The organism is Pseudomonas sp. GW822-FHT03F04 (assembly GCF_058801405.1).
Genome location: NZ_JBXANF010000001.1, coordinates 521,194 through 542,959 on the forward strand (window position 1 = coordinate 521,194; position 21,766 = coordinate 542,959).

The window sequence follows — 21,766 nt, forward strand, 5'->3', positions numbered from 1 at the left end:
GTCCTTAATGAATTTTGCTGCCGAGTGTCACCACGCCGTCTGCTTTCTCGCAGCCCAGCCAACTGGTCCACCCCAGGCGACAGTCGTTCTTCTCGCCAATGCGCAGTTCGCGGATTTCTTCCGGGCGCAGCACCAGGCGAATGTCGTAATCGAGCGGGTCACGCAAGGTGAACCGCACCAGCGCGCAGAGCGGCTGGTAACCGAAACCGATGGGCAGGAATTCGTGGAAGCGTTCCCAGTCGAGTTCGGTGATGTGAATGCGGAACTTGCCGCTGCGGTCGCGCACGTGTTCGCCCAGCACCAGGTCTTCACCCAGCACGCTGTTGGCGAAGCCGAGGCGGTTGCGTTGCTCTTCGAGGATTTCCACGCGGCGCTCGATGCACTGCTCGATGACCAGGTCTTCGTGCTTGAAGTAGTAACGCAGCACCGCTTCGATCAGCGCCGCCGAGTGCGCCCGCAGACTGAGCAGGCCGAGGTACGGCAGCAGGCGTTTCCAGTTCAGTTCCTTGGCCCGGCGGATCTCGTCGCCACCGAGGCCGATCAGGGCGAACAGCTGCGACGAGAACGGGTCAACCGCACCGCTCTGGAAGCTCGCGCGATAGCGATACTTGCGCCAGATCGGCAGCAGCAGGCGTTGCAGGCGATGGTGGAACAGGTCGAGGAAGTTGCGCGTCGGGTTGCCGTCTTCACTGTCGCCCAGAGCTTGCTCGCCATAGAACGCTGGCAGCGGCGAACCGGAACCGACCAGGCCGATCAGGTTGAAACGCAGGCGCGCGCGCATCTGCCCGTGTTCTTCGAAAAACTCCACGCGATCGACGTCGCTGCCGGGAAATCCCAGGCTCGGGTTGGCCTGGAATTCCAGCTGGTCGTACAGATCGTCTTCGCTCAGGTACGGGTGCGCGTCGCGCAGCCGGTCGATCACCAGCAACACGGCCTGAAACAGCGAGTACTCGCGTATTACCCGGGTCAGCCCGCTTAAAGCAGGGGCTGCAGACCCATACGTGGTGTCCATTGGTACACCTCTCCCTGTGTGCTTTTTACTCGCAGCTCGTGGAACGAATTGAGACTGGCGTAAAGCGCGAAAAACTCGTTGAGAACCGAGGCGAAGACGAACAGGTCGCCTTCACCGATATACCCTTCCGGGTCGATGGTCAGTTCGGTGCGCAAACCGCGCACCGGCAGACCACGGTGCAGCCGGTCCACGTGGTGATGCTTGATCAGTTTCAGACCGCCGAGCAGGCGCTTGCTGACCTTCTCCGCGTGCTGGTCGTAGTAGCGCGGCAGGTCGTAGGTTTCGAGAATCACCTTCAGTGCATTGACGTCGGCCAGCGACAGATAGTTAAGCGACATGTTGCTGATCAGCTTCCACAGGAAGTCACGGTTCAGCGGCGGCGCAAAACTGGACGTGGCCGGGGTGATGTTGCGGAAACTCAGGAACTCCGGGGTCTCTTCGCAGGCCATGCAGATCTGCCCGAGCTTGAGTTTGCGCGGCAGGTTTTGGTTGGTGCAGACCAGCTCGATCGACAGGGTTTCGTGGGCTTCGGTGTGGCGAATGCCGAAGCTCAGGTAGGTGTCGAGGCCATCGTGCAGCAGCGACGAACGCTGGCGGATGCTGTAATGCGGACGGCTGTTGGGCACATCGAAACTCGGGTCGTGCTCGAAGGATTCGAACGGCACGTATTCCTGATAACCGAGGCCGCCGGGCTTCCAGCCGGTCACGGTTTCCACCGAGAACACGCCGCAGTTTTCCAGATCGAATTCCGCCGGCAGCAGCAGGTATTCATCCTGTTTGCCGTCGAGGCGGATCGGCAGCGCGTCGTGCTTGAACAGGTTGACGATCGGTGTGCAGAACAGCTTCACGTTATCCGTCGTCGGACGCATGCGCATGATGCCGCTCTTGCGGATGTCGAAGCGCAATTCCAGGCCACGCATCTGCTTGAGGGTGTCTTCCGGCAGCGCCTTGAGAATGTCCAGACCGTGGACATCGACGAACAGGAATTTGTCCTGGAAAGCGAAGTATTCCTGCAGGTAGCGATAGCCCCGGAAGGTGTTCAGCGGATACGGGATCAACGCTTCTTCTTCGGCAAAACCCACTGGCTTGACGCGGTCGCCCGGAATCTTGAACGCCATCGGCTTGCCGCTCACGCCGTCGATAGGCTTGCCGGCGCCGTCGAGCGGGATCAGTTCGATGCCGTCGAGGTTGCGCAGCAGGCTCAGGTAGAGCATCTGGCTGATGTAGCGCTCACCGGCAAAGTGCAGACGCAGCTTGCTCAGCTCCAGCTCGCCGAGGTGGCCGTCGGCACTCATTTCCAGGCGCAGGCTGAGCAGCGAACCGTCGCCCTTCACCGAGTAGTTCAGCGCGGCCAGATCCAGCGCCATGACTTCGGTCGGGTAGCAGGTGCGGAAGCGGCAACGCACGTCTTCGATCGGCACGCTTTCAATCGGCGTATCCCGCTCGACCTTCAGCGCCGGCCCCGAGCGCTTGAGCGGATCGAACTGCAGAATGCTGAACGCCGGCAGCGGGCGCATGTAGTTCGGCCACAGCAACTGCATCAGCGAATGGCTGAGCTCCGGCAACTCGTCATCGAGCTTCTGGCGCAGCCGCCCGGTCAGAAACGCAAAGCCTTCCAGCAACCGCTCCACGTCCGGATCCCGCCCGGCCTGCCCCAGGAACGGCGCCAACGCCGGACTACGCTCGGCGAAACGGCGGCCCAGTTGGCGCAGTGCGGTGAGTTCGCTTTGGTAGTAGTGGTTAAAGGACACGGGTTACCTGCCTGGTAGTGGAACTCATCAAAAAAATATCCTGTAGAGCGCGACCGTCACGCCGGCACAGCAGTAACCGGCGATCAGGAGGTACGGCACGAGCAGAATCCAGCCGTAGGCCATGAAAGCATCGTTGAACGGCCCGACGACCAGACTGCACAAGCCATAAAGCATCCATGGCACCGCGTAGAAAGGGATGAACTTCAACGGTGCCAACCAGACCATCCGCAGCGCCTGCTGCTCATTGCGGTTCTTCGCGGCCCGCGATACCCACAGCGCAAACAACAACAGCCCGGGCATACCGAACCACAACAGGTACACCCAGTGGGTCTCGGACGAATGGAATGTCGAATATTCGCCGATCCACAGGCCATAGGATGAAAACGCCAGCATGAGCAGCAATGGCGACCACAAGGCAGCCATGAAGAAATTCAGTTGCGCGCGGCTAAGCAGCGTCAGCGATGTATTCATGCGGGAGGCACCGATGAGTAGTAACCGCCGGCGAGTTCGATTGTGACCAGCGAAACCAGAACCATGAACGTCAGTGCTCGATGCAACCATGACTGGCGCAGACGTTTGCTGATCGCCGTGACGATCAACATAAAACTCAGGATCGCGATGCCGCCGAACAGATTGCTGTCGGCGATGAACATCAGATACATGCGCATCTCGTCGGATACCGCGATCATGGGCAAAACACTCCATCCTTGAGAATCCAGCTGCGTTGCAGTCCATCGCGCTCGCGTTTGGCACCGAGCAAGGCGTGGCGCATTTCATCTGCGCTGACGAGGCGCTCACGCTCCGGCCCTTTCACAAAGAGCGAATAGCGACCGCTGATTTGCTCTTCGACGTCTTCACCGTAGGACTTGTAGCTGGCAACACTGACTCGCTCGCCCGGTGCAACCAGACGCGGCGTGATCGGCGGCAACCAGTTGGTCGAATGCTGCGGTTGCACTTCAAGCGGTACGCCACAGGTGTTGACGAGGTAAATGTCGTTTATATAAACCAGCTGCGTCGTGCAGCCCCCGAACAACAGGCCAATCGCCGACAGCGATGTCATGCAGGCGCTGAATTTCACTGAACACGCCCTCCCTTGCTCGTCGTGACCGGCACGTACGAATCAACGAAGAGGTATTCACCGTCGAAAGCGCTGACCCGATTCATCGTCAACGGTTTGCCATCGTGAGTGGCGAAGCGCACCCAGCCTTCCTTGACGAGACTGCCGCCCTCTGAGCGCACCTCAATGAAGTAGTCCGGTGGACTCGACCGGGTAATTTCGATGAAGTCGCCACCATCCTCGGCACCACGCCAAACCGCGTCGGGATGACCGGGCAATACCGGTTTTTTCGAGTGACTCCAGCTCAATTTGCTCACGACCATCACGACCGCGATGATTGCCAATGCTCCGATCAGGCTCAGCAGGTGGTTGAGCCATTTCCATACGCGCGGCCAAGGCATCATGGCGTGCACCATGTGCGCACATCGCGCTTGTCGAAGCCTGTGCACTGGTTGTTTTTGGCGATCAGGCGCATTCCGGCACCCACCAGTCTTCATAACCCTGCGTACCTGGATACAGCACCGTCGCGCCTCTGAAATCCGGAGGCTCAACAAAAACTTCAGTCACCCGAAAATTCCATTCGGACGATTCCAGCAGCGTGCCGTCAGCGGTGTACACGCGGAAAAAGTACTCACTGGCGAACAACTCGAACACACCCCCGATCAATCCCAGCTTGTGATAGCCAGGCGCGTAGGTTACGAGATAGCACTCGCCCGAATCGTTCGAGTGCCGGGTGATGGGCTCTGCCGTTACACCACCGAAAATCTTCAACCCCAGCAAAACAGTACAAATGCACACACCGACCAGCGCGGCCACCAACAGCATTCGCGATGTCGCTCGACGCGGATGAATCGTCAGCGGTTGCGCCCCAGTCTGCCGGCGCCAGCGGGTGTACACCGAATTTATGGCGCTGGTCAGCAGGATCGCGCCAACCGTCAAACCACCCGTAAGTGCGCAGTACGCCAAACCCCGGATGGGATACTGCGGCAGCAGGTAAAACAGGATCGTCAGCATCATGAAAATCACCAGGCCAAACGCAATGGCCTGGCGCTGAATGAAGACCAGAATCAGATTCAGAGAAACGAAAAAGTAGAAAATCAGGTACATCGCCATGCCAATGGCAACGCCACGCGAGGTCAGCCCACCGACCAGCTGTTTATAGGCGGGCACGGCATAGCCATTCAGGACGATATAAATCACGCAGGCCAGCACATGCACGGTCAGACCGATGACTCGACGGCTATTCATACGCACCCCCGGCCGAGGCGGCCTGAGCGGGTGCGACCACCTCCTGCGAAGGACGGGCAGGCAACGTCCGCCCCGTCAGCAGGCGGTTTTCCCAACGCAGCTCAATGACCTGCGTGAGCAGAATCGCCAGCAACGTGACGCCACCTTGGGCCACGGTGTAGAACAGCGCACGCAAGGGGTTGTGGGGCACCATCATGAACAAAATCCAGGCAACCATCAGCGCGAGCAAAGCGAGTTTGCCCCACAGGCTGGGGAGAACGGCGGCCAGTGCATTCACCCCGAAAAAAATATAAATGAACGTGTAATGCGCGATACCGATGCCCACGCCACGCGTGGTAAAGCCGCCATTGAAGGCTTTATAGGCATCGACCACAGCGTCGTTCAGGAACGTGTACGCAACGCATCCTGCGACGTGGAAAGCCAGGCACATGGCAACGCGGACGTAGGTGTTCATTCCGGTTTCATGTTCCCAGAAAAAAACAGCGACAGTCTCCCCGCCGAACGACCCGCCACCGACGCCAAGGTCACACCCCTGAACTCATCATGTAATAAACCCCGATGGCAAACATCAGCGGAATAGCCATCACACACAGAAAATTCAGCACTTGATGAATCCTGTTGTTGCGAAACTTCGGAAACAGCCCCAGTAAACCAACAACAAAACAAACAAGGGCGAGATCGCCAAAATAGTTATCATCGATTAAATCAAGGAAATACCTTTCCATCTCTTTACTCCTTATTGAACTCGAGAAAATTCCAACGATAAAGTTCAAAGATGGAAAGATAATTTTCCTTCACGACTCCCGTACCTGGATTATGGTAGGTCCAGGATTCCCCAGTCTTTTCAAAGTACCCTTTTTGAACGGGAACACCTGCATACAGGATGCTCTGAGGGTCAGCCATATTCATCCCGAGGGCGGTCACAATCCAGGTGAATGGTCGAACGATGGGCAAAGCGGCGTTGCCCTGACGGATATCAATCCTGTCATCAGCTACTTCAAGGGCTAGCTGAATGTGGTGAGCGATGCCCTTATCTTTGTCTTTTGCCTGAGCCAGAATATCGCCTGACATCAGCTCTGTCGGAGACGCGACTACAACGGTGTTGACATCGACTTTCTGCATGTCGCGAGCGCCATAGCTCTTCATCACCATCTCAGCGAAACCATACTGATCGGAGGTGTAATCGGAATGCTGACCTGGATTGTAATTCTCCATATTCCGGTATGTTCTAACACCCGTTGTCAATTTAACGGGAAGTCCGTACTTCTGCGCAAACTCCGACAACACCCTGATCGCAAAATCCTCACAGGTGAATTCATTATTTCTCGTCTCTCCGGCCGAGTTCTTATATTGGGAACTCATTAGCCGCTCAACGATTGCAGGTACTTCTTTATGGTAGTTGGCGATGTATGTTTCATCCCAATGCTCAGTGGTTGCCCAAAAAACCTTGAGAACAACTTCCTTACCTGCCTGTTCGGCTTTCGGAGTGAGCGCCACCGACCTCATGGTCAACATCGAAAGTACTTCAGCACTCACTTTTCGAGCTCCTTGACTGCCGGGTGAAAATCAAAACTTTCACCTTCTTTACCACCGACCAGTTGGCTTCTACCCATTGCATCGGTTCTACCCGTAATGACTTCTCCTTTGGCGTTTCGGATGCAGTAAGGAATACCTTGCAATGGATTGCCGTCCTGATCTTTCATCACTACGTGTTGTGTGTGAGAGAACAGCATCAGCGGCAACGGCGGCACAAACGGCACCGGCGAATGCGAGTTACCAATAATCACCGTGCCGGAACCCGCCGTAACCTTGTTCCCATGCGTACCTTCGGAATCGACGGTAGCAGCTGACTTGCCGTTGATTTTTACAGTTGTGGCCAAACCGCCGACCAGCGCACCACCACACGCGGAGGCATCGCCTTCGCGGGCGGCCGCGAGGCCGTCGAAGAACACGTCGCCGGAACCGGCGGCGATCGGGTTGGTGCCGTGGCCGGGAAGCGGGCAAGCGGTGGGGTCGGATACGCGTGCTGCAGGTTTGCCAGACATCGGTGTTCTCCTTAGTTGACCTTGGCTTGATGACTGTTCATTTCTTGACCACACGCTGGAATATTCCAGCCTTCGTAACCCGTCGCTGTCGGGTAGATCGCGTGACCGTACACCCACTGCGAGCGTTCATCGGTGGTGAACTCGTTCTGCCAGAGCAACCATTCGGACGATTTCAGCAGCGTGCCGTCTTTTGCGTAGACCCGGAAAAAGGCTTCGCTGGCAAACAGCTTGAAGATCATTCCCGGTATGCCGACGGCCGAATACTGCGGAATGTAGGACTGGATGTAGCAAGTACCGGCGTCGTTCCAGTCCGTGGAGTACACGTGTGCAAGCCGAGACGCCGCCGTTTTCACGTAACAGGCAGCTGCAACCAAGGCAACGAAAGCCAGGGCAAGCAGCAGCAACGCGCTACGCCCCCACTTCACCCACGAGGAGGAACTCACGGCGCTTCCTGCCAACGTCGCGAAATCTGCTGTTCGACCATCCAGCGAACGCTCAACGCCAACAGGCTCATGACACTTGTCAGGGCGCTGTAAGCCATCGCTCTCACCGGGTTGTCAGGCAGGAAATAAAGCATGATCACGCCCACCATCACCGCGATCAAACCAAGCTTTATCGAATGCCAGGGCATAAAAAAAACTGCAGCATTGACCACAATAAAAAAATAAAACGTCAGCTCAGCAGTGATGCCAGTCCCGACACCTCGATCAGTAAAACCGCCCATATGCGCTTTATAAAAAACAACACCAAAATCATGGACGAAAAAATACAGCGCACCGACCAGCAGGTAGACAGGCAAACCCACGATGACTTTTCTCACCGGCATTCTGGAATTACCCAACTTTCCCAGCCCTCAGAGCCCGGATATAAAATCATCTCGCCTTGAAACTCCGGGGCAGCGCCTGGGTCGCCTTCCCTCATCCACAGATTCCACTCCGACGTTTTCAAGAGCCGACCGTCTGTTGCGTAAACACGGTAGAAAAACTGACTGCTGAACAGTTCGAAAATACCGCCCATCACGCCCAGGAACGCGTAATCAGGTGCATATCGGGAGATATGGCATTTACCGGATTCACTTTCATAGATTTTCAATGGCTTTGCAGTCAGCGAACTGAGCACTTTCAATACGATGAACATCACCAGAAACAAGGGAACCGCCATCAGGAGAACGAACCCGGATTTTCTGGTGGAACGTGCAGCGGGTTTGCCAGACATCGGGGTTCTCCTTAGTTGACCTTCACTTGACCGCTGCCATCCAGGCGCGCGGCGAAACTGACCTGACGCTTGAAACCCTCGACTTCCAGCAGGCCTTCGATGCTGAAGGCCAGGCGAAGCTGATCGTGGTCACGCGGCAGGGAAATGACACGCACGTTGCTCAGGCGCGGCTCGTAGGCTTCGATGAAGCTTTCGATGGCCAGGCGGGCCTGACTCAGGGAGTCGTGCAGGCTCAGACGCATGTCATTGAGATCGGGCAACCCGTAGTCGGACAGCGTTTGCACGCTGCCGGCCCGGGTGCTGAGCATTTTGGCCAGATGGGCAGCCACCGACGCCATGGCAGAAGCCTCGAGGCTCCTGCCCTTGCGTAGTTCCGCGTCGCCGTTGAGGCGTTCGAAAAGGCTGCCGTATCCGTCCATGAGTCGCTCTTACTCTTTGTCCAGCTTGCCAACCAGCGACAGGGTGAAATCGGCACCCATGTACTTGAAGTGCGGGCGCACGTTCAGGCTGACGCGGTACCAGCCCGGCTCGCCTTCAACGTCGCTGACGATCACTTGCGCAGCGCGCAGCGGACGACGGCCACGCACTTCGGCGCTCGGGTTTTCCTGGTCGGCCACGTACTGGCGGATCCACTTGTTCAGTTCCAGCTCGAGGTCGGTACGCTCTTTCCACGAACCGAGTTGCTCGCGCTGCAGCACTTTCAGGTAGTGAGCCAGGCGGTTGACGATCATCATGTACGGCAGTTGGGTGCCGAGCTTGTAGTTCAGCTCTGCAGCCTTGCCTTCTGCGCTGATGCCGAAGAACTTCGGCTTCTGCACCGAGCTTGCGGAGAAGAACGCCGCGTTGTCGGAGCCTTTACGCATGGTCAGGGAGATGAAGCCTTCCTCGGCCAGTTCGTATTCACGACGGTCGGAAACCAGAACTTCGGTAGGAATCTTGGTCTCGATTTCGCCCATGCTTTCGAAGTGGTGCAGAGGCAGGTCTTCAACGGCGCCGCCGCTCTGTGGGCCGATGATGTTCGGGCACCAGCGGAACTTGGCGAAGCTGTCGGTCAGCTTGGTGCCGAACGCGTAAGCGGTGTTGCCCCACAGGTAGTGCTCGTGGCTGTTGGCAACGTTTTCCTTGTACACGAACGATTTGACCGGGTTTTCTTCCGGGTCGTACGGGTTACGCAGCAGGAAACGCGGAACGGTCAGGCCAACATAGCGGGAGTCTTCCGAGGTACGGAAGCTCTGCCATTTGGTGAATTGCGGGCCTTCGAAGTGATCTTTCAGATCTTTCAGGTCCGGCAGACCGGTGAAGCTTTCCAGGCCGAAGAATTTCGGGCCGGCAGCGGCGATGAACGGCGCGTGGGACATGCAAGATACGCTGGCCACGTACTGCATCAGTTTCACGTCCGGCGAGCTTGGGGACAGGTAGTAGTTGGCGATGATCGCGCCAACCGGCTGACCACCGAACTGGCCGTATTCAGCGGTGTAGATGTGCTTGTACAGGCCCGACTGCATCACTTCCGGCGAATCTTCGAAGTCGTCCAGCAGGTCGTCCTTGGAGACGTTGAGGATTTCGATCTTGATGTTTTCGCGGAAGTTGGTGCGGTCGACCAGCAGTTGCAGGCCACGCCACGACGATTCCAGCGACTGGAAGTCCGGGTGGTGCAGGATTTCGTCCATCTGACGGCTGAGCTTGGCATCGATCTCGGCGATCATGCGGTCAACCATGGCTTTCTTGACCGGCTCACCGTTGTTCTGCGGCTTGAGCAGCTCTTCGATGAACGCCGACACACCGCGCTTGGCGATGTCGTAGGCTTCGTCGTCCGGCGTCAGGCGGGTTTCGGCGATGATGCTGTCGAGGATGCTGTATTCGCCGTTTTCAGCGGCGTTCTGTTGTGCTGCGCTAGTGCTCATTGTGTTGGCTTCCTTGGCTGCTGGAGTCTCAGGCGTCCGGGGCTGCGGCGTTCAGGCCCAGCTCACCGAGTACGCGACCGCGGGATTCATCGTCGGCGAGCACGCCTTCGATGGCTTTACGGAACGCAGGTGCGTTACCCAGCGGGCCTTTGAGGGCCACCAGCGCGTCGCGCAGTTCCATCAGCTTTTTCAGCTCAGGCACTTGCTCGACCAGGCTGGCCGGGTTGAAGTCCTTCATCGAATTGACGCGCAGTTGCACGGCCAGTTCGTCAGCTTCGCCATCTTCCTGCAGACGGTTCGGTACGCTCAGTGTCAGCTGCAGCTCTTGCTTGGCCAGCACTTCGTCGAAGGTCATCTTGTCGATGCTGATCGGCTTGCGATCCTCGATCTTGCGATCGTCCTTGCGGTGGGTGTAGTCACCGATTGCCAGCAGCTTCAGCGGCAGTTCAATCTCTTCCTGAGCACCGCCGGTGGCGGGTTTGAAGGTGACGTTGATGCGTTCCTTGGGGGCTACCGAGCCTTCTTTGGCCATGGCTTTTCTCCTTGCGGTTGTGGCCCTGGGGCCTATTCGAGTACCACTTCGAGATCGAGGTGGCACAGCCTGCGATAAATCTCTTCCTTGCGTTCACGCACTGCATGGTTCTGCGGTAACAACTCGCAGCAACTGTGCAGCAGGTGCAGCACTTCCAATGCAAGATCGGGCTCCCAGGCGTGCAGGCCTGAGTCCTGTAATGTCTGATCGAGGGTTTCGAGCTGGTTCTTGGCGAGTTCGTATTTCTTGGCCAGGAAGCACAGCCGCGCGAGGGCGAACTGCCAGAAGAAGCGTTCGCGGCCGCCGTGAGCCGATTGCAGGCCCTGCTTGAGGATCTGCACCGCCGGTTTTAGGCCTTCCTTGCGCAGGATCGGCTGGACTTCTTCCAGCGCCTTTTCCCAGGCCGGCTGAGTCTGGACGTCATCGGACTCGACCTTGCGCGGCGCGCTGGCGCTTTGCAGGTGCGGCATGACGTTGCCGGCGATCCACGCCCGGGTGGACGGATCGGCGAACGGCGCGCCGTCATGGAATCGCAACTCGATGATGCCGGGCAGGCGCTGAACCAAAAGCGCGAAGTGGATTTCCACTTCGCGCATGGCGAGCTCGGCGTTGAGGTTCTGGAGGCATTCCCAGACCATTCGTTGGCCATCGAACCAGAACGGCGCCTTCGCCAGGCTCGCCTCCAGTTCCACCAGCAGGTCGGCGTATTTGCCCTGGTCAAAACGGTCCTGATACTGCTTGAGCTTGTCCACCGGCAACCCGCGCAGCATGGTGATCTGCTCGGCGTTGCGCTCGGGCACCGCGTCGATCGTCATCCACAGCAAGGTGCGGTTGAGGCGCAGGGCGCGCAGGTCGGTAGCCTTCTGCTTGAGCCACCAGGCGCACAACGGACGGGCGCTTTCCTGCTGGGCACGCAGGGCCTTGTGGGCTTCTTTCTCGTTGTCGATCGGCGCGCCGGGCGCCAGCAACTGGCTGGCGGCCTGTTTGACCTGCGCCACCGCCGCGCCCACAACACCGGGGGCCGGCTGGTTGTCGGCGGCGCGCTGGATCATGGTTTTCAGGCGGCGGGAGAGCGGCAGCAGCAGCGGCGCATCATCGCCCAGATGTTCGGTACAGGCCGCATCGAGACCGGACAGATGCTCGGACAACTGCCGGAACATCGGCAACTGTTCCTTGATCGCGATGTTCTCGGTGATCACCTGCTCCAGACGCGGCACCAGCCAGCCGATGGCAGCGGCCCGGGTGCGGGGTTTGAGCGGATGGACCTCGGCCCAATTGTTTTCCGACAAGTGGTGCAGCAAACCGAGGCCGGCGAGCAGCCCGGGGAAGGATTCACGCTGGTACAACGACCAGGCGAGCCAGGCCCCAACACGCAAATCCTTGGATTGGGTACGCAGCAGGTTTTCGCTGTTTTCGCGGATTTTCAGCCAGTCGATCTGCCCGCTTTCGTGCATCGACGAGGCTTTGGCCAGCTCGCTTTCCAGGGCCTCGAATTCGCTCGAAAAACGAACGTCTTCGCCCGCGAAATTCTCTTTGGAAACAGAGACTTTAGCGAGTTCGAGGTAATGGGCGGAAAGTTTGCTTGAGTAGGACATCCATGGCCTTTATTTGGATTACGGTCGTGCGCCTATTGGAGTTGCTGCGGCGCGGGGACAGTATCGAAGAGCAGTGAGAAGACTCATCCAATTGAGTGTGTGCTCTTTCAAGTGCGCGCATCGTAATCACAATGATGGCCACTAGCAAGCATCCGATTAAACAACAAGACGAACTGTTCATTGGGATGTGTAGGAGATCGCCCTATATGCGACAGGGGTTTCCCCGATATCGGTTTATATTTCACATTTTCGGCCTCCAACCCCGTAAGCATTGATCTAGAGCGCCCAGCGAAAGCCAGCAACAGTGATGGCACGCCCGTTCCATAAATACGGATGAAAGCATGACAAAACCGGAAAAAAATTGAAGTAGGACGCTTCCGAAAATACACCCTCATCTATTAACAAATGAATGGCGACAACTGCGGACAATAAAAGTGCCATCAAATTGATGGCAATTCATATGTTGAATATTGTTGGAATACCTGCACAGACAGGATTATCGCGCGGGTTCTTTATCGCCTTGAATCACTTTCCCACAGGCATTTCCCACAACCCTGAGGTTGTTTTACAACACGGAATACTCCGACTTAAACCAGGGACTCTTCTTACATAAATTTGTTTCATGCCTTGTTAGCGTGCCGGGCAATGTTCGCGTGCGCAGACCAGGGAGGGTTTTGACATCACGCCAAATTTCCCTCTCTGCTTAAGGACAAGCGTATGTCTGGAGCTGTCAGTTCTGCGTACTTTACGCTGCAGATCCCCGCCGTTCGCAACGACTTCAAGGTACTGGCTTTCGAAGGCTCCGAGGCCGTCAGCACGCTTTATGCCATCAAGGTTGAACTCGTCAGCGAGGTCCCTGACTTCGACGTGGAAAGTTTGCTGGGGCAGCCGGCGTTCCTGCGATTCGGGCTGGACGGCGAAGGTATTCATGGGCGCATCGAGAATGTGCAGGCCGGTGAGTCGGAAAAGCGACTGTCGCACTATGGCCTGACACTGGTTCCAGAGCTTCACTATTTGCAGTTCAGTCACGACCAACGGATTTTCCAGAACCAGACTGTCCCGCAGATCATCACGCAAGTGCTCAAACGGCACAGCATCCTTGCCGATGCGTTCAGGTTCCATGTCCAGACCTTGCCACCACGTGCGTATTGCACCCAGTACGGTGAAACCGATTTCGAGTTCATCCAGCGGTTGTGCGCCGAAGAAGGTATTGCGTGGCATCACCAACACTCGGCCAAGGGGCATCTGCTGCTGTTCACCGATGACACGGTGTTCCTGCCAACTCTGCATGCGACTCCCTATCGGCAGGATTGTGGGATGGTGCCCGAGTACCCGGTGGTCAGCCGGTTTTCGCTGCACGCCCGAACACGCACCAGTCATGTCACACGCCGCGATTACGATCTGAAACGCCCGCATCTCTTGCTGGAAAGCCGCTTCAGCGCCGGGTTCACGCCGCGACTTGAAGACTATCGCTACCCATTAGCGATGGAGAACGAAAAACGCGGCAAACAACTTGCCCGTCAGGCCCTGGAGCGCCATCGCGCCGACTATGAAACGGCCGAGGGCCAGAGCAACCAGCCGACCCTGCGCTGTGGTTACCTGTTCGAGCTGACCGAACACACCCGCAAGCAATGCAACGGCCTTTGGCAGTTGCTTGAAGTCACCCACACCGGGCGACAACCTCAAGTGCTGGAGGAATCGGCCACCAACCAACTCAAGCCCACCGACGGTTTCACCCAGGGATACCGCAACAGCTTCCGCGCCATTCCTGCCGATGTGGTTTTCCGCCCGCCTCTGCCTGCGCACCGGCCACCGCTGGTGAGCCAGACCGCGCGGGTGACCGGGCCAAAAGGTGAAGAGATCTACTGCGATGAATTCGGTCGCGTGAAGATCGAATTCCCCTGGGACCGGGCCGCGTTGAACAGCGAACGCAGCAGTTGCTGGGTACGCGTGTCGTCGAGCTGGGCCGGAAACGGCTTCGGTGCCGTCACCCTCCCCCGCATTGGGATGGAAGTGGTGGTGACCTTTCTGGAGGGCGACCCCGACCATCCGCTGATCACCGGCTGCGTGATCAACAAACTCACGCCTGCGCCTTACAAACTGCCCGAGCACAAGACCCGAACCGTGCTGCGCAGTCGCAGCTCACCCGACACCGGCGGCTACAACGAACTGACGCTTGAAGACCGTGCCGGCCAGGAACTGGTTTATCTGCGTGCCCAACGCGACATGGAGCGGCAGATTCTCCATGACAGTCGGCTGGAAGTCGGGCGTGATCGATGGGAAAGCATCCAGGGCAGCAGCCAGACATCTGCCGGAAAGGTCATTGCCGTCAAGGCGGGACAGCAAGTGCAGATCAAGGCCGGCTCAAGCGTGGTACTGGATGCGGGCGCCAGCATCACGCTGAAAGCGGGCGGTCACCACATCGTGATCGACGAAGGCGGGATCCACAGCAGTACCGAGATTGTGACGGGGGGAAAGTTATCCGCAGGTAAAGCAGCTGAACTTCCAGCGGCCGAAATGGCGGCGGCCCTGGCCGCTGGAAGTTCAGCTGCCTCTACTCAAGCTCCGGAAAACAGCGAACTCGAAGAAGAGGAAGAAGAAGTCGAGTTGGAGGATGAAAAGCCTGCCGGGATTACGTTGCGGATCGGCGTGTTTTTCGATGGGACGGGGAACAATCTGTTCAACAGCGAGCAGGTGAAAGGTTGCTATGCGCGGGATGTAAATCTTGAGGAGGAAGCCGAGGACATTCGACAGTTCTGCCAATCGCATGGGTATGACGGGCAGGGCAATGTGCCGGATAACAGTTATGGGAATGATGCGAGCAATGTGGCGAAGTTATACGAATTGTATATCGATGACCGAAACCGGCAATTAGCTGAAGAGGAAACTATCGGGTATATCCCCATTTACCTTGATGGTATCGGTACGAGAGGGCGCAAGGGCGACTCGTTTTTTTCGCAACTGACAGGCACAGGTGCGCAAGGTGTACTGGCGAGAGTCAAACAAAGTCCAGCAAGCATCCTCGAAGGAGTTCGTCTGTTTGAGTTGGCAAACCCCAACCGGAAGGTTGATTCAGTTCAGTTCGATATCTTCGGCTTCAGCCGTGGCGCCGCTGCTGCGAGGCACTTCGCCAATGAAGTGTTGAAAGGTGAGCAAAGCCCGCTGGCGCAGCTACTGCCAGCGGAATCGTCATTGTTCCTTGAGGACTTCTCCTGGCGGGTCAACATTGATGTCAGCATCAACTTCATCGGAATCTTCGACACGGCTGCCGCCATAGGAAGCATGGCCGACGGCGATTTCAGTGTCCATGATGCCAACAACCCCGGCGTCAATCTGTATCTGGCGCCCGACCTCGCGAAGAAAATCGTGCACCTGGTTGCCCAGGACGAGCGTCGCCACAACTTTTCGCTCAACAGTGCCGGCAACGCCGATATTGTGCTGCCAGGCGTCCACTCTGACCTGGGAGGCGGGTATCTGCCGAATCTTGTTGAACGGGTTCTGCTTAGCAAGCCGCGCTGCAGCCGCGATGTGGACTTTAATACCCCTTCGTCGTCGACCAACGCTTATCGGTTGGCTGAACAAGAACTCTACCGACGCCAAGACCAATTGAAACTCTATGGGCTGCCCCTTCAAGTAAAGAGCTGGGTGGTGGAAACGGTCAGTAACGTCAAGGGCGACAGGCGGAAATCGAAGAATGTGTATGCAGCGGTCTACAGCGAACGGATCGTGCGCAATGATCTGTCCCTGATTTACCTGCGCGTCATGCGGGAGTTAGCAGCCAGGAATGGGGTCGAGTTCGATACGATTGATGAAGAAGATCAGAAATATCCATTACCGGAAGAACTCAGAGGTATCGCCAAAAAAATAATGACTTATGCGCTGGGTGAAACACGCAGTATCGGTCTGAGCCTGAATGAGCAAGAGATACTCTCTCAACGCTACATTCATCTGTCGTCAAACTGGAATGCTGCGAAGGGATTCAACGAAACTGAGCTGAACATCCTGTTTATCAATCGCCCCGCCGATAAGTATGTTCGCATGGTGCACCCCAATGCGTGAGAACTCGTGCATGCTCAAAATTGGCTTTGCGCTGACATTTGCTGTGTTGCTGGGTGGCTGTGCATTCGGCGACAGAAGATCACTGCCTTACGAAGACTGGAACCTCAGGTTTTTTGCACCCGACTACATGCAGGTCTGGATCGAAACCGCAGACGTCGTGGACGTCAATAAGCGAATTTTTCGAGGTGCAGCCAGGGGAGTTCCAGCCATCGCTTATCCTCGACCACTCAATCAAGGTGTACCCGCCATTTTTCGGGGACAACCGAGAGGATGGCCGGAACATCCTGTAGGCAAAGGTCGATATATCAGGGAGGCCGCACTACCGCGACTGGTCTACGTGCGCTGGCAGTCCATGGCTGAGCCACAAACCTACGAAGCCTACATAGAAATCCCGGATTTGGCTCGCCGAACCATGCTCAAGAGTGAGCAAACGTTCTGTCGGGCAGACGGCAAATGGATCACGGATTACCGAAATATGGTGATCATTGGCCTCGCCCCCGGCGGCATCGCCAAGGTCTGGCTGGGCGGCCAATGTCTTTTGTCGACCGAAGTCATGCGGGTCCAGGGCACGATCAATCCCAAAGGCCCCTACGATGGAAGGTCCAACGGAAGGCATCGACCGCTCGCTGAAGAGTCCAAGGCTTACATCGAACAATTCGGCATCCCCTTTGAAAGCTGGTAAGGAGAGTGATTACATGGAGTTAAAAATATTGTTAATGGCGGCTTTTTTGAGTTTTCCCTTCACCGAGGCCTACGCAGATGTCCGCACACTGGACGGCCATTACTACCTTCAAGGTGCAATGGAGATGGGCGCGGAGTTGTTGCTGCGTAAGGACGGCACCTTTTCTGCCGGTATCGCCTATGGTTCGGCTGGCGGTGTCGCCAAGGGAAATTGGTATGTCGAGGAAAACACTCTCATGCTGGAGCAGGATCCTGCCACCCAACCAGCAAAGAAGCTTTCCTACAATCTTTCACGCGAGAGAACGCTGGTCGAACTCAAGGAGTATGCCGACAACGAAAAAAATGAGTTGGCTAAAGAAAGCTACGTTTTAGAGCTACGGTACGATCGCCAACCTCCGCCACCGCCCCTGAAACCCGTGACTGTCTATTTTGAGTTCAATTCAGGTCCGCGAGGCCAATTAGTATTGAGTTCAAATCAACAAACTGACCTCTGGCTTCCTTTCGATCCCAAGAGAACGCTGAAGAAAATTGGTTTTGGCACAGATCACAATCACGGGGCAGATCAATGGTTCGATGTTTCGCCGGATAGCCGCGCCTTCAACATTGGCTGGAAGAAACGAAAAAACCAGCCCTTAACGTTCGAACAACCCACCGGATTTGATCTGGCGACTACCAGCCGATATCTGTCACAGGAAGAGCAACAGCGAGTTGCCCATAACTACTGGTTGACGTTGTATCACTTCGACCCGATCTCACCACCCGCTATCCAGCCGGTGGATGTTTATTGGAAATTCGAAGATGGCTCGACGTTGAAGCAGGTCTGGGCAGATTCGCAGCAGACCAAGCTGACACAACCCTTCTCCCCAAATAGGACACTGGAGAAAATCGGTCTGCATACTCAAAATTCGCCTGATGACATCGAATGGTTCACCGTGATGCCGGAAACTCGATGGGCGACGCTGGACTGGCAAACCTATCCTGACCCTGCCAACGGCGATCTCTCTGTGCTGTTCAACGATCTGCAACTAGCCATCGAACCCGACTGCCTCGCCGTCAACTTTGGAAACGGAAAAGCCTGTTTCCGACGTAAATGACTCGACATACGGCCACAAAAAATGGGCACCCGACCGCAATCGGTGTGCCCATTTTTTCATTACGGTTCTCCCCCGTTACTCAGGGAGTGCGCCGCAATTATGGATTGACGCTGTCTTTCAACGATTTGCCTGGCTTAAACGCAACGGTGTTGCTGGCCTTGATCTTCACCGGCTCACCGGTTTGCGGGTTTTTGCCGGTGCGGGCACCGCGATGGCGTTGCAGGAAGGTGCCGAAGCCCACCAGCGTGACGCTGTCCTTGCGATGCAGGGCGCCGGTGATTTCTTCGAGGACGGCGTTGAGAACGCGGTTGGCCTGCTCTTTGGTCAGATCCGCTTTTTCAGCGATTGCAGCGGCGAGTTCTGGTTTACGCATTAGTGAAGCCCCTTTGAGTCGGTTTTTTGTTGTTATGTCCGTGCTGTTCTCGTTGGAACAGCGCCCAAGGCGCCGCAGGCTCTACTCTGCGGCAGACGGGAGTGAGGATGGCACGCGGTTAAGGGCGGCGCCAGTCTCCCCGCGACCTTTGTGGGGGCAAAAGCGGGGTGATTCCGACAGAACGACCGGTATTTACGCCAGCAAGGCCGGAAGCTGTTTGTTCAGCGCGAGTTTTTCCATCACCGCCGCGCCAGTCAGGGCATAACCGAGCAATTGCCCTTCTGCGTCGTGACACAGCGCCTTGACGTCGGCCCCCTGCCCTTCGACCGTCCAGACGCCTTCGCGGCCCCGTGGCGGCGGCGAAACCACCAGCGGGCAGACCGGCGTTTTAACCGTGATCGGCATCGGCCCGTAGTTCACCGCCGTCGGGTTGCCGGCCAGGGTCTGTGCCAGCGCTCGCGCACAACTCATGAGGGGCATCACGTACAAAAGATTCAGCCCGTCGACCTCGGCGCAGTCGCCCAAGGCGTAAATGTTGGCGTGAGAGGTTTGCAGATGGCGGTCGACCATCACGCCGCGATTGGTCTGGATACCGGCTGCTGCCGCCAGATCGATCCGTGGGCGCAGACCGATGGCCGACACCACCACATCGCAAGGGACAACCTGGCCGTCGGACAGGTGGGCTTCCAGTCCATCGGCGACTTTTTGCAGTCGGGTCAGCACCGGGCCGAGGTGGAAACGCGCACCGAGGCTTTCCAGCCCGGCCTGCACCGCTGCCGCTGCGGCCGGGTGCAGCAGGGTCGGCATCACTTGCTCGCACGGCGCAACCAGTTGTACCTCATAACCGCCGAGGATCAGGTCGTTGGCGAACTCACAGCCGATCAGGCCGGCACCGAGCAGCAACACCCGACGCTTGCCCGCCGCCGCCGCGCGAAACCGTGCGTAGTCTTCGAGATCGTTGATCGGGAACACAAGATCCGCGCCATCGCCTTCAATCGGCACACGCACGGTTTCGGCACCCCAGGCGAGGATCAGGTCGCGATAGCTCACCGCTTCCTCACCGATCCACAACCGCTTGTGGCCCGCGTCGATACCGCTGATGCGGGTGTGCGTGCGAATCTCGGCCTTCAATTGCTCGGCCATGGCGCCAGGTTCGGCCATGCTCAGGCCGTCGGCGTCCTTGTTCTTGCCGAAGCCGGTGGAGAGCATCGGCTTGGAGTAGGAGCGACCGTCATCGGCGGTAATCAACAGCAGCGGGGTTTCGCCATCGAGTTTGCGAAACTCACGGGCCAGGTTGTAACCCGCCAGCCCGGTGCCGACGATTACGACAGGTGCGCTCATGCCTTACTCCTTGTGGGTGCTCAGTTGATTTCGATCATTTCGAAGTCCATCTTGCCGACGCCGCAGTCAGGGCACAGCCAGTCTTCCGGCACGTCCTGCCACAGGGTGCCCGGCGCGATGCCGTCGTCCGGCCAGCCATCGGCTTCGTTATAGATCAGGCCGCAGACCACACATTGCCACTTCTTCATTCAGGTACTTCCTCAGGATTCAGGCTTTAGCCGGCGCGGACGGTCGATGGTGCAGCGCTGCCGTCCGGCTCAGGGCGTTTTGTACTGATCGTACCGGCCAGATGCAAGCCTGTTCGGCGCAATGGCGGCCCGGATCAATCAAACTCGCGGTTCGCCATGGTAAGCTCGCCGCCTCATTTGCTGCCAATAATGACTCATTGTGCAACTCAAAAACGCCCCGCTGTGGCGCCTGCAAAGCCACCTGAACCCCCTCCCCGACACGTCCACGCTCGACTGGCTGTTCGACGAAGGCTCCCTGACCCGCCGCCTGACCCGCCTGTCCGATGACGGCTTCAGCGTCACGCCGCTGTTCGAAGGCTGGCAGACCCTGCGCGACGACGAATGCGCGGCGCTGGAGCTGGCCGAAGGCAGCGAAGGCTGGGTGCGCGAGGTGTATCTGCGCGGTCATGGCGAGGCCTGGGTGTTCGCCCGCAGCGTGGCGTCGCGCAGTGCCTTGCAGGGCGACGGGTTGCATATGGATGAGTTGGGCAGCCGCTCGCTGGGCGAACTGCTGTTCTGCGATCACGCGTTCCAGCGGCGCGCCATCGAAGTCTGCCATTACCCGGAACACTGGCTACCCGAGGATTCCCGGGCTCCCGGACTGTGGGGCCGCCGCTCGCGTTTCGACCGTGGTGCATTGAGCGTACTGGTGGCGGAGATTTTCCTGCCTACGCTGTGGGAAGCCGTCCGCGCCCGTCCGGAGAACTGCTGATGTATCAAAGCCTGCTCAAATCCCTGAATCGCCTGAACCCGCGTGCCTGGGATTTCATTCAGTTGACCCGGATGGACAAGCCGATCGGCATTTACCTGCTGCTGTGGCCGACGCTCTGGGCCCTGTGGATTGCCGGCAAAGGCTCGCCGTCGCTGGCCAACATCGTGATTTTCGTCCTCGGCGTGGTACTGACCCGCGCCGGCGGTTGCGTGATCAATGACTGGGCCGACCGCAAGGTCGACGGCCATGTGAAGCGCACTGCCGAACGCCCGCTGGCCGCCGGCCGGATCAGTTCGAAAGAGGCGCTGGTGTTCTTCGCCCTGCTGATGGGCGTGAGTTTCCTGCTGGTGCTGTGCACCAACGCCGCGACGATCTGGTTGTCGCTGGGTGGCCTGGCGCTGGCGTTCACTTACCCGTTCATGAAGCGCTACACCTATTACCCGCAGGTGGTGCTGGGCGCGGCGTTTTCCTGGGGCATGCCAATGGCGTTCACCGCCGAAACCGGTGAGCTGCCGGCAACGGCTTGGCTGCTGTGGATCGCCAACCTGCTGTGGACGGTGGGCTACGACACTTATTACGCGATGACCGACCGCGACGATGACTTGAAGATCGGCGTGAAATCCACGGCGATCCTGTTCGGCGAGGCGGACCGGGTGATCATCCTGACCTTGCAGGCACTGTCGCTGGGCTGCCTGTTGCTGGCCGGGTCGAAGTTCGAGTTGGGGATGTGGTTCCACCTCGGCCTGCTGGTGGCGGCCGGGTGCTACGCCTGGGAGTTCTGGTACACCCGCGACCGGGATCGGATGCGGTGCTTCAAGGCGTTCCTGCACAACCACTGGGCCGGACTGGCGATTTTCGTCGGGATCGTGCTGGATTACGCGTTGCGCTGACCTCAAAGCATCGCGGCCCGAGGCAATGCC

Annotated in this window: 26 protein-coding genes; 5 read left to right on the forward strand and 21 right to left on the reverse strand. The window is 57.8% G+C overall.

Going from position 1 to position 21,766, the window contains the following annotated elements; genetic code table 11:
• Nucleotides 1-4: 4 nt before the first annotated feature.
• The 18 genes from tssG to tssA form a co-directional block, all read right to left on the reverse strand.
• A complete protein-coding gene (gene tssG, locus AC1RMX_RS02475; RefSeq protein WP_096817216.1) occupies nucleotides 5-1,012 on the reverse strand; it encodes a type VI secretion system baseplate subunit TssG in 1,008 nt (335 codons plus the stop codon).
• Nucleotides 976-2,763, reverse strand: a complete 1,788-nt coding sequence (gene tssF, locus AC1RMX_RS02480; RefSeq protein WP_007954380.1) for a type VI secretion system baseplate subunit TssF — start codon at nucleotides 2,761-2,763, stop codon at nucleotides 976-978. Before tssF ends, tssG begins: the two co-directional genes overlap by 37 nt.
• Before the next feature lie 27 nt (nucleotides 2,764-2,790).
• A complete protein-coding gene (locus AC1RMX_RS02485; RefSeq protein WP_493070292.1) occupies nucleotides 2,791-3,234 on the reverse strand; it encodes a hypothetical protein in 444 nt (147 codons plus the stop codon).
• On the reverse strand, nucleotides 3,231-3,452 hold the full coding sequence (locus AC1RMX_RS02490) for a hypothetical protein (RefSeq protein ID WP_493070294.1): 222 nt from the start codon (nucleotides 3,450-3,452) through the stop codon (nucleotides 3,231-3,233). The genes AC1RMX_RS02485 and AC1RMX_RS02490 overlap by 4 nt, the downstream gene beginning before the upstream one ends.
• Nucleotides 3,449-3,841, reverse strand: a complete 393-nt coding sequence (locus tag AC1RMX_RS02495; protein WP_493070295.1) for a hypothetical protein — start codon at nucleotides 3,839-3,841, stop codon at nucleotides 3,449-3,451. The genes AC1RMX_RS02490 and AC1RMX_RS02495 overlap by 4 nt, the downstream gene beginning before the upstream one ends.
• A complete protein-coding gene (locus AC1RMX_RS02500; RefSeq protein ID WP_096817207.1) occupies nucleotides 3,838-4,224 on the reverse strand; it encodes a hypothetical protein in 387 nt (128 codons plus the stop codon). Before AC1RMX_RS02500 ends, AC1RMX_RS02495 begins: the two co-directional genes overlap by 4 nt.
• Nucleotides 4,225-4,285: 61 nt before the next feature.
• Nucleotides 4,286-5,038, reverse strand: a complete 753-nt coding sequence (locus AC1RMX_RS02505; protein WP_493070297.1) for a hypothetical protein — start codon at nucleotides 5,036-5,038, stop codon at nucleotides 4,286-4,288.
• Between the two features lie 22 nt (nucleotides 5,039-5,060).
• Nucleotides 5,061-5,522: a hypothetical protein gene (locus AC1RMX_RS02510; protein ID WP_493070299.1), complete on the reverse strand. Its 462-nt coding sequence runs from the start codon at nucleotides 5,520-5,522 to the stop codon at nucleotides 5,061-5,063.
• A gap of 70 nt (nucleotides 5,523-5,592) precedes the next feature.
• Entirely contained in the window at nucleotides 5,593-5,793 is a 201-nt protein-coding gene (locus AC1RMX_RS02515) for a hypothetical protein (protein WP_096817204.1), read from the reverse strand.
• A gap of 4 nt (nucleotides 5,794-5,797) precedes the next feature.
• Entirely contained in the window at nucleotides 5,798-6,604 is an 807-nt protein-coding gene (locus AC1RMX_RS02520) for a hypothetical protein (RefSeq protein ID WP_102620674.1), read from the reverse strand.
• Nucleotides 6,601-7,113 carry a PAAR domain-containing protein gene (locus AC1RMX_RS02525; RefSeq protein WP_096817201.1) on the reverse strand — a complete coding sequence of 171 codons (513 nt, stop codon included), beginning with the start codon at nucleotides 7,111-7,113 and terminating at the stop codon, nucleotides 6,601-6,603. Before AC1RMX_RS02525 ends, AC1RMX_RS02520 begins: the two co-directional genes overlap by 4 nt.
• Nucleotides 7,114-7,124: 11 nt before the next feature.
• Nucleotides 7,125-7,556, reverse strand: a complete 432-nt coding sequence (locus AC1RMX_RS02530) for a hypothetical protein (RefSeq protein WP_096817199.1) — start codon at nucleotides 7,554-7,556, stop codon at nucleotides 7,125-7,127.
• On the reverse strand, nucleotides 7,553-7,939 hold the full coding sequence (locus AC1RMX_RS02535; RefSeq protein WP_096817197.1) for a hypothetical protein: 387 nt from the start codon (nucleotides 7,937-7,939) through the stop codon (nucleotides 7,553-7,555). Before AC1RMX_RS02535 ends, AC1RMX_RS02530 begins: the two co-directional genes overlap by 4 nt.
• The gene (locus AC1RMX_RS02540) at nucleotides 7,930-8,328 is read right to left on the reverse strand and encodes a hypothetical protein (protein WP_493070302.1); all 399 of its coding nucleotides are present in this window, start codon (nucleotides 8,326-8,328) and stop codon (nucleotides 7,930-7,932) included. Before AC1RMX_RS02540 ends, AC1RMX_RS02535 begins: the two co-directional genes overlap by 10 nt.
• An 11-nt stretch (nucleotides 8,329-8,339) precedes the next feature.
• Entirely contained in the window at nucleotides 8,340-8,747 is a 408-nt protein-coding gene (gene tssE, locus AC1RMX_RS02545; RefSeq protein WP_007954373.1) for a type VI secretion system baseplate subunit TssE, read from the reverse strand.
• A gap of 9 nt (nucleotides 8,748-8,756) precedes the next feature.
• The gene (tssC, locus tag AC1RMX_RS02550; RefSeq protein WP_096817193.1) at nucleotides 8,757-10,232 is read right to left on the reverse strand and encodes a type VI secretion system contractile sheath large subunit; all 1,476 of its coding nucleotides are present in this window, start codon (nucleotides 10,230-10,232) and stop codon (nucleotides 8,757-8,759) included.
• A 28-nt stretch (nucleotides 10,233-10,260) separates the two neighbouring features.
• Complete coding sequence (gene tssB, locus AC1RMX_RS02555; RefSeq protein WP_096817191.1) at nucleotides 10,261-10,764, reverse strand: type VI secretion system contractile sheath small subunit; 504 nt, start codon at nucleotides 10,762-10,764, stop codon at nucleotides 10,261-10,263.
• 32 nt (nucleotides 10,765-10,796) lie between these two features.
• Entirely contained in the window at nucleotides 10,797-12,359 is a 1,563-nt protein-coding gene (gene tssA / locus AC1RMX_RS02560; protein WP_102620672.1) for a type VI secretion system protein TssA, read from the reverse strand.
• A 717-nt stretch (nucleotides 12,360-13,076) separates the two neighbouring features.
• Between tssA and tssI the strand changes: the two genes are divergently transcribed.
• The 3 genes from tssI to AC1RMX_RS02575 are packed head-to-tail and all read left to right on the forward strand — an operon-like array spanning nucleotide 13,077 to nucleotide 18,193.
• A complete protein-coding gene (gene tssI / locus AC1RMX_RS02565; protein WP_493070304.1) occupies nucleotides 13,077-16,418 on the forward strand; it encodes a type VI secretion system tip protein TssI/VgrG in 3,342 nt (1,113 codons plus the stop codon).
• The gene (locus AC1RMX_RS02570; RefSeq protein ID WP_192559327.1) at nucleotides 16,411-17,100 is read left to right on the forward strand and encodes a DUF2931 family protein; all 690 of its coding nucleotides are present in this window, start codon (nucleotides 16,411-16,413) and stop codon (nucleotides 17,098-17,100) included. Before tssI ends, AC1RMX_RS02570 begins: the two co-directional genes overlap by 8 nt.
• 13 nt (nucleotides 17,101-17,113) lie before the next feature.
• A complete protein-coding gene (locus tag AC1RMX_RS02575) occupies nucleotides 17,114-18,193 on the forward strand; it encodes a hypothetical protein (RefSeq protein ID WP_493070306.1) in 1,080 nt (359 codons plus the stop codon).
• 97 nt (nucleotides 18,194-18,290) lie between these two features.
• Here AC1RMX_RS02575 and AC1RMX_RS02580 read toward each other — a convergent pair whose 3' ends face one another.
• The 3 genes from AC1RMX_RS02580 to AC1RMX_RS02590 all read right to left on the reverse strand — a co-directional run bounded on the left by AC1RMX_RS02580 (nucleotide 18,291) and on the right by AC1RMX_RS02590 (nucleotide 20,095).
• Complete coding sequence (locus AC1RMX_RS02580; protein ID WP_003213368.1) at nucleotides 18,291-18,566, reverse strand: HU family DNA-binding protein; 276 nt, start codon at nucleotides 18,564-18,566, stop codon at nucleotides 18,291-18,293.
• 192 nt (nucleotides 18,567-18,758) lie between these two features.
• Nucleotides 18,759-19,907, reverse strand: a complete 1,149-nt coding sequence (locus tag AC1RMX_RS02585; protein WP_096817182.1) for an NAD(P)/FAD-dependent oxidoreductase — start codon at nucleotides 19,905-19,907, stop codon at nucleotides 18,759-18,761.
• A 20-nt stretch (nucleotides 19,908-19,927) separates the two neighbouring features.
• Nucleotides 19,928-20,095, reverse strand: a complete 168-nt coding sequence (locus tag AC1RMX_RS02590; protein WP_007954349.1) for a rubredoxin — start codon at nucleotides 20,093-20,095, stop codon at nucleotides 19,928-19,930.
• Between the two features lie 199 nt (nucleotides 20,096-20,294).
• On the opposite strand from AC1RMX_RS02590, the gene AC1RMX_RS02595 reads away from it, so the two are divergent.
• Together AC1RMX_RS02595 and ubiA are read left to right on the forward strand one after the other, a co-directional pair.
• Complete coding sequence (locus tag AC1RMX_RS02595) at nucleotides 20,295-20,846, forward strand: chorismate--pyruvate lyase family protein (protein ID WP_096817180.1); 552 nt, start codon at nucleotides 20,295-20,297, stop codon at nucleotides 20,844-20,846.
• Nucleotides 20,846-21,736, forward strand: coding sequence for a 4-hydroxybenzoate octaprenyltransferase (gene ubiA / locus AC1RMX_RS02600; RefSeq protein WP_096817178.1), 891 nt, complete (start codon nucleotides 20,846-20,848; stop codon nucleotides 21,734-21,736). The genes AC1RMX_RS02595 and ubiA overlap by 1 nt, the downstream gene beginning before the upstream one ends.
• Nucleotides 21,737-21,766: the final 30 nt, after the last annotated feature.

Excerpts from the sequence above, each read along its gene's own strand:
- AC1RMX_RS02585 (WP_096817182.1), bottom strand. The coding sequence starts at position 19,907 with ATGAGCGCACCTGTCGTAATCGTCGGCACCGGGCTGGCGGGTTACAAC.
- ubiA (WP_096817178.1), top strand. The coding sequence starts at position 20,846 with ATGTATCAAAGCCTGCTCAAATCCCTGAATCGCCTGAACCCGCGTGCC.
- AC1RMX_RS02490 (WP_493070294.1), bottom strand. The coding sequence starts at position 3,452 with ATGATCGCGGTATCCGACGAGATGCGCATGTATCTGATGTTCATCGCC.
- tssE (WP_007954373.1), bottom strand. The coding sequence starts at position 8,747 with ATGGACGGATACGGCAGCCTTTTCGAACGCCTCAACGGCGACGCGGAA.
- AC1RMX_RS02510 (WP_493070299.1), bottom strand. The coding sequence starts at position 5,522 with ATGAACACCTACGTCCGCGTTGCCATGTGCCTGGCTTTCCACGTCGCA.
- AC1RMX_RS02525 (WP_096817201.1), bottom strand. The coding sequence starts at position 7,113 with ATGTCTGGCAAACCTGCAGCACGCGTATCCGACCCCACCGCTTGCCCG.
- AC1RMX_RS02535 (WP_096817197.1), bottom strand. The coding sequence starts at position 7,939 with ATGCCGGTGAGAAAAGTCATCGTGGGTTTGCCTGTCTACCTGCTGGTC.
- AC1RMX_RS02590 (WP_007954349.1), bottom strand. The coding sequence starts at position 20,095 with ATGAAGAAGTGGCAATGTGTGGTCTGCGGCCTGATCTATAACGAAGCC.
- AC1RMX_RS02575 (WP_493070306.1), top strand. The coding sequence starts at position 17,114 with ATGGAGTTAAAAATATTGTTAATGGCGGCTTTTTTGAGTTTTCCCTTC.
- AC1RMX_RS02540 (WP_493070302.1), bottom strand. The coding sequence starts at position 8,328 with ATGTCTGGCAAACCCGCTGCACGTTCCACCAGAAAATCCGGGTTCGTT.
- tssA (WP_102620672.1), bottom strand. The coding sequence starts at position 12,359 with ATGTCCTACTCAAGCAAACTTTCCGCCCATTACCTCGAACTCGCTAAA.
- tssG (WP_096817216.1), bottom strand. The coding sequence starts at position 1,012 with ATGGACACCACGTATGGGTCTGCAGCCCCTGCTTTAAGCGGGCTGACC.
- tssI (WP_493070304.1), top strand. The coding sequence starts at position 13,077 with ATGTCTGGAGCTGTCAGTTCTGCGTACTTTACGCTGCAGATCCCCGCC.
- AC1RMX_RS02515 (WP_096817204.1), bottom strand. The coding sequence starts at position 5,793 with ATGGAAAGGTATTTCCTTGATTTAATCGATGATAACTATTTTGGCGAT.
- AC1RMX_RS02485 (WP_493070292.1), bottom strand. The coding sequence starts at position 3,234 with ATGAATACATCGCTGACGCTGCTTAGCCGCGCGCAACTGAATTTCTTC.
- AC1RMX_RS02570 (WP_192559327.1), top strand. The coding sequence starts at position 16,411 with ATGCGTGAGAACTCGTGCATGCTCAAAATTGGCTTTGCGCTGACATTT.
- tssB (WP_096817191.1), bottom strand. The coding sequence starts at position 10,764 with ATGGCCAAAGAAGGCTCGGTAGCCCCCAAGGAACGCATCAACGTCACC.
- tssC (WP_096817193.1), bottom strand. The coding sequence starts at position 10,232 with ATGAGCACTAGCGCAGCACAACAGAACGCCGCTGAAAACGGCGAATAC.
- AC1RMX_RS02580 (WP_003213368.1), bottom strand. The coding sequence starts at position 18,566 with ATGCGTAAACCAGAACTCGCCGCTGCAATCGCTGAAAAAGCGGATCTG.
- AC1RMX_RS02500 (WP_096817207.1), bottom strand. The coding sequence starts at position 4,224 with ATGATGCCTTGGCCGCGCGTATGGAAATGGCTCAACCACCTGCTGAGC.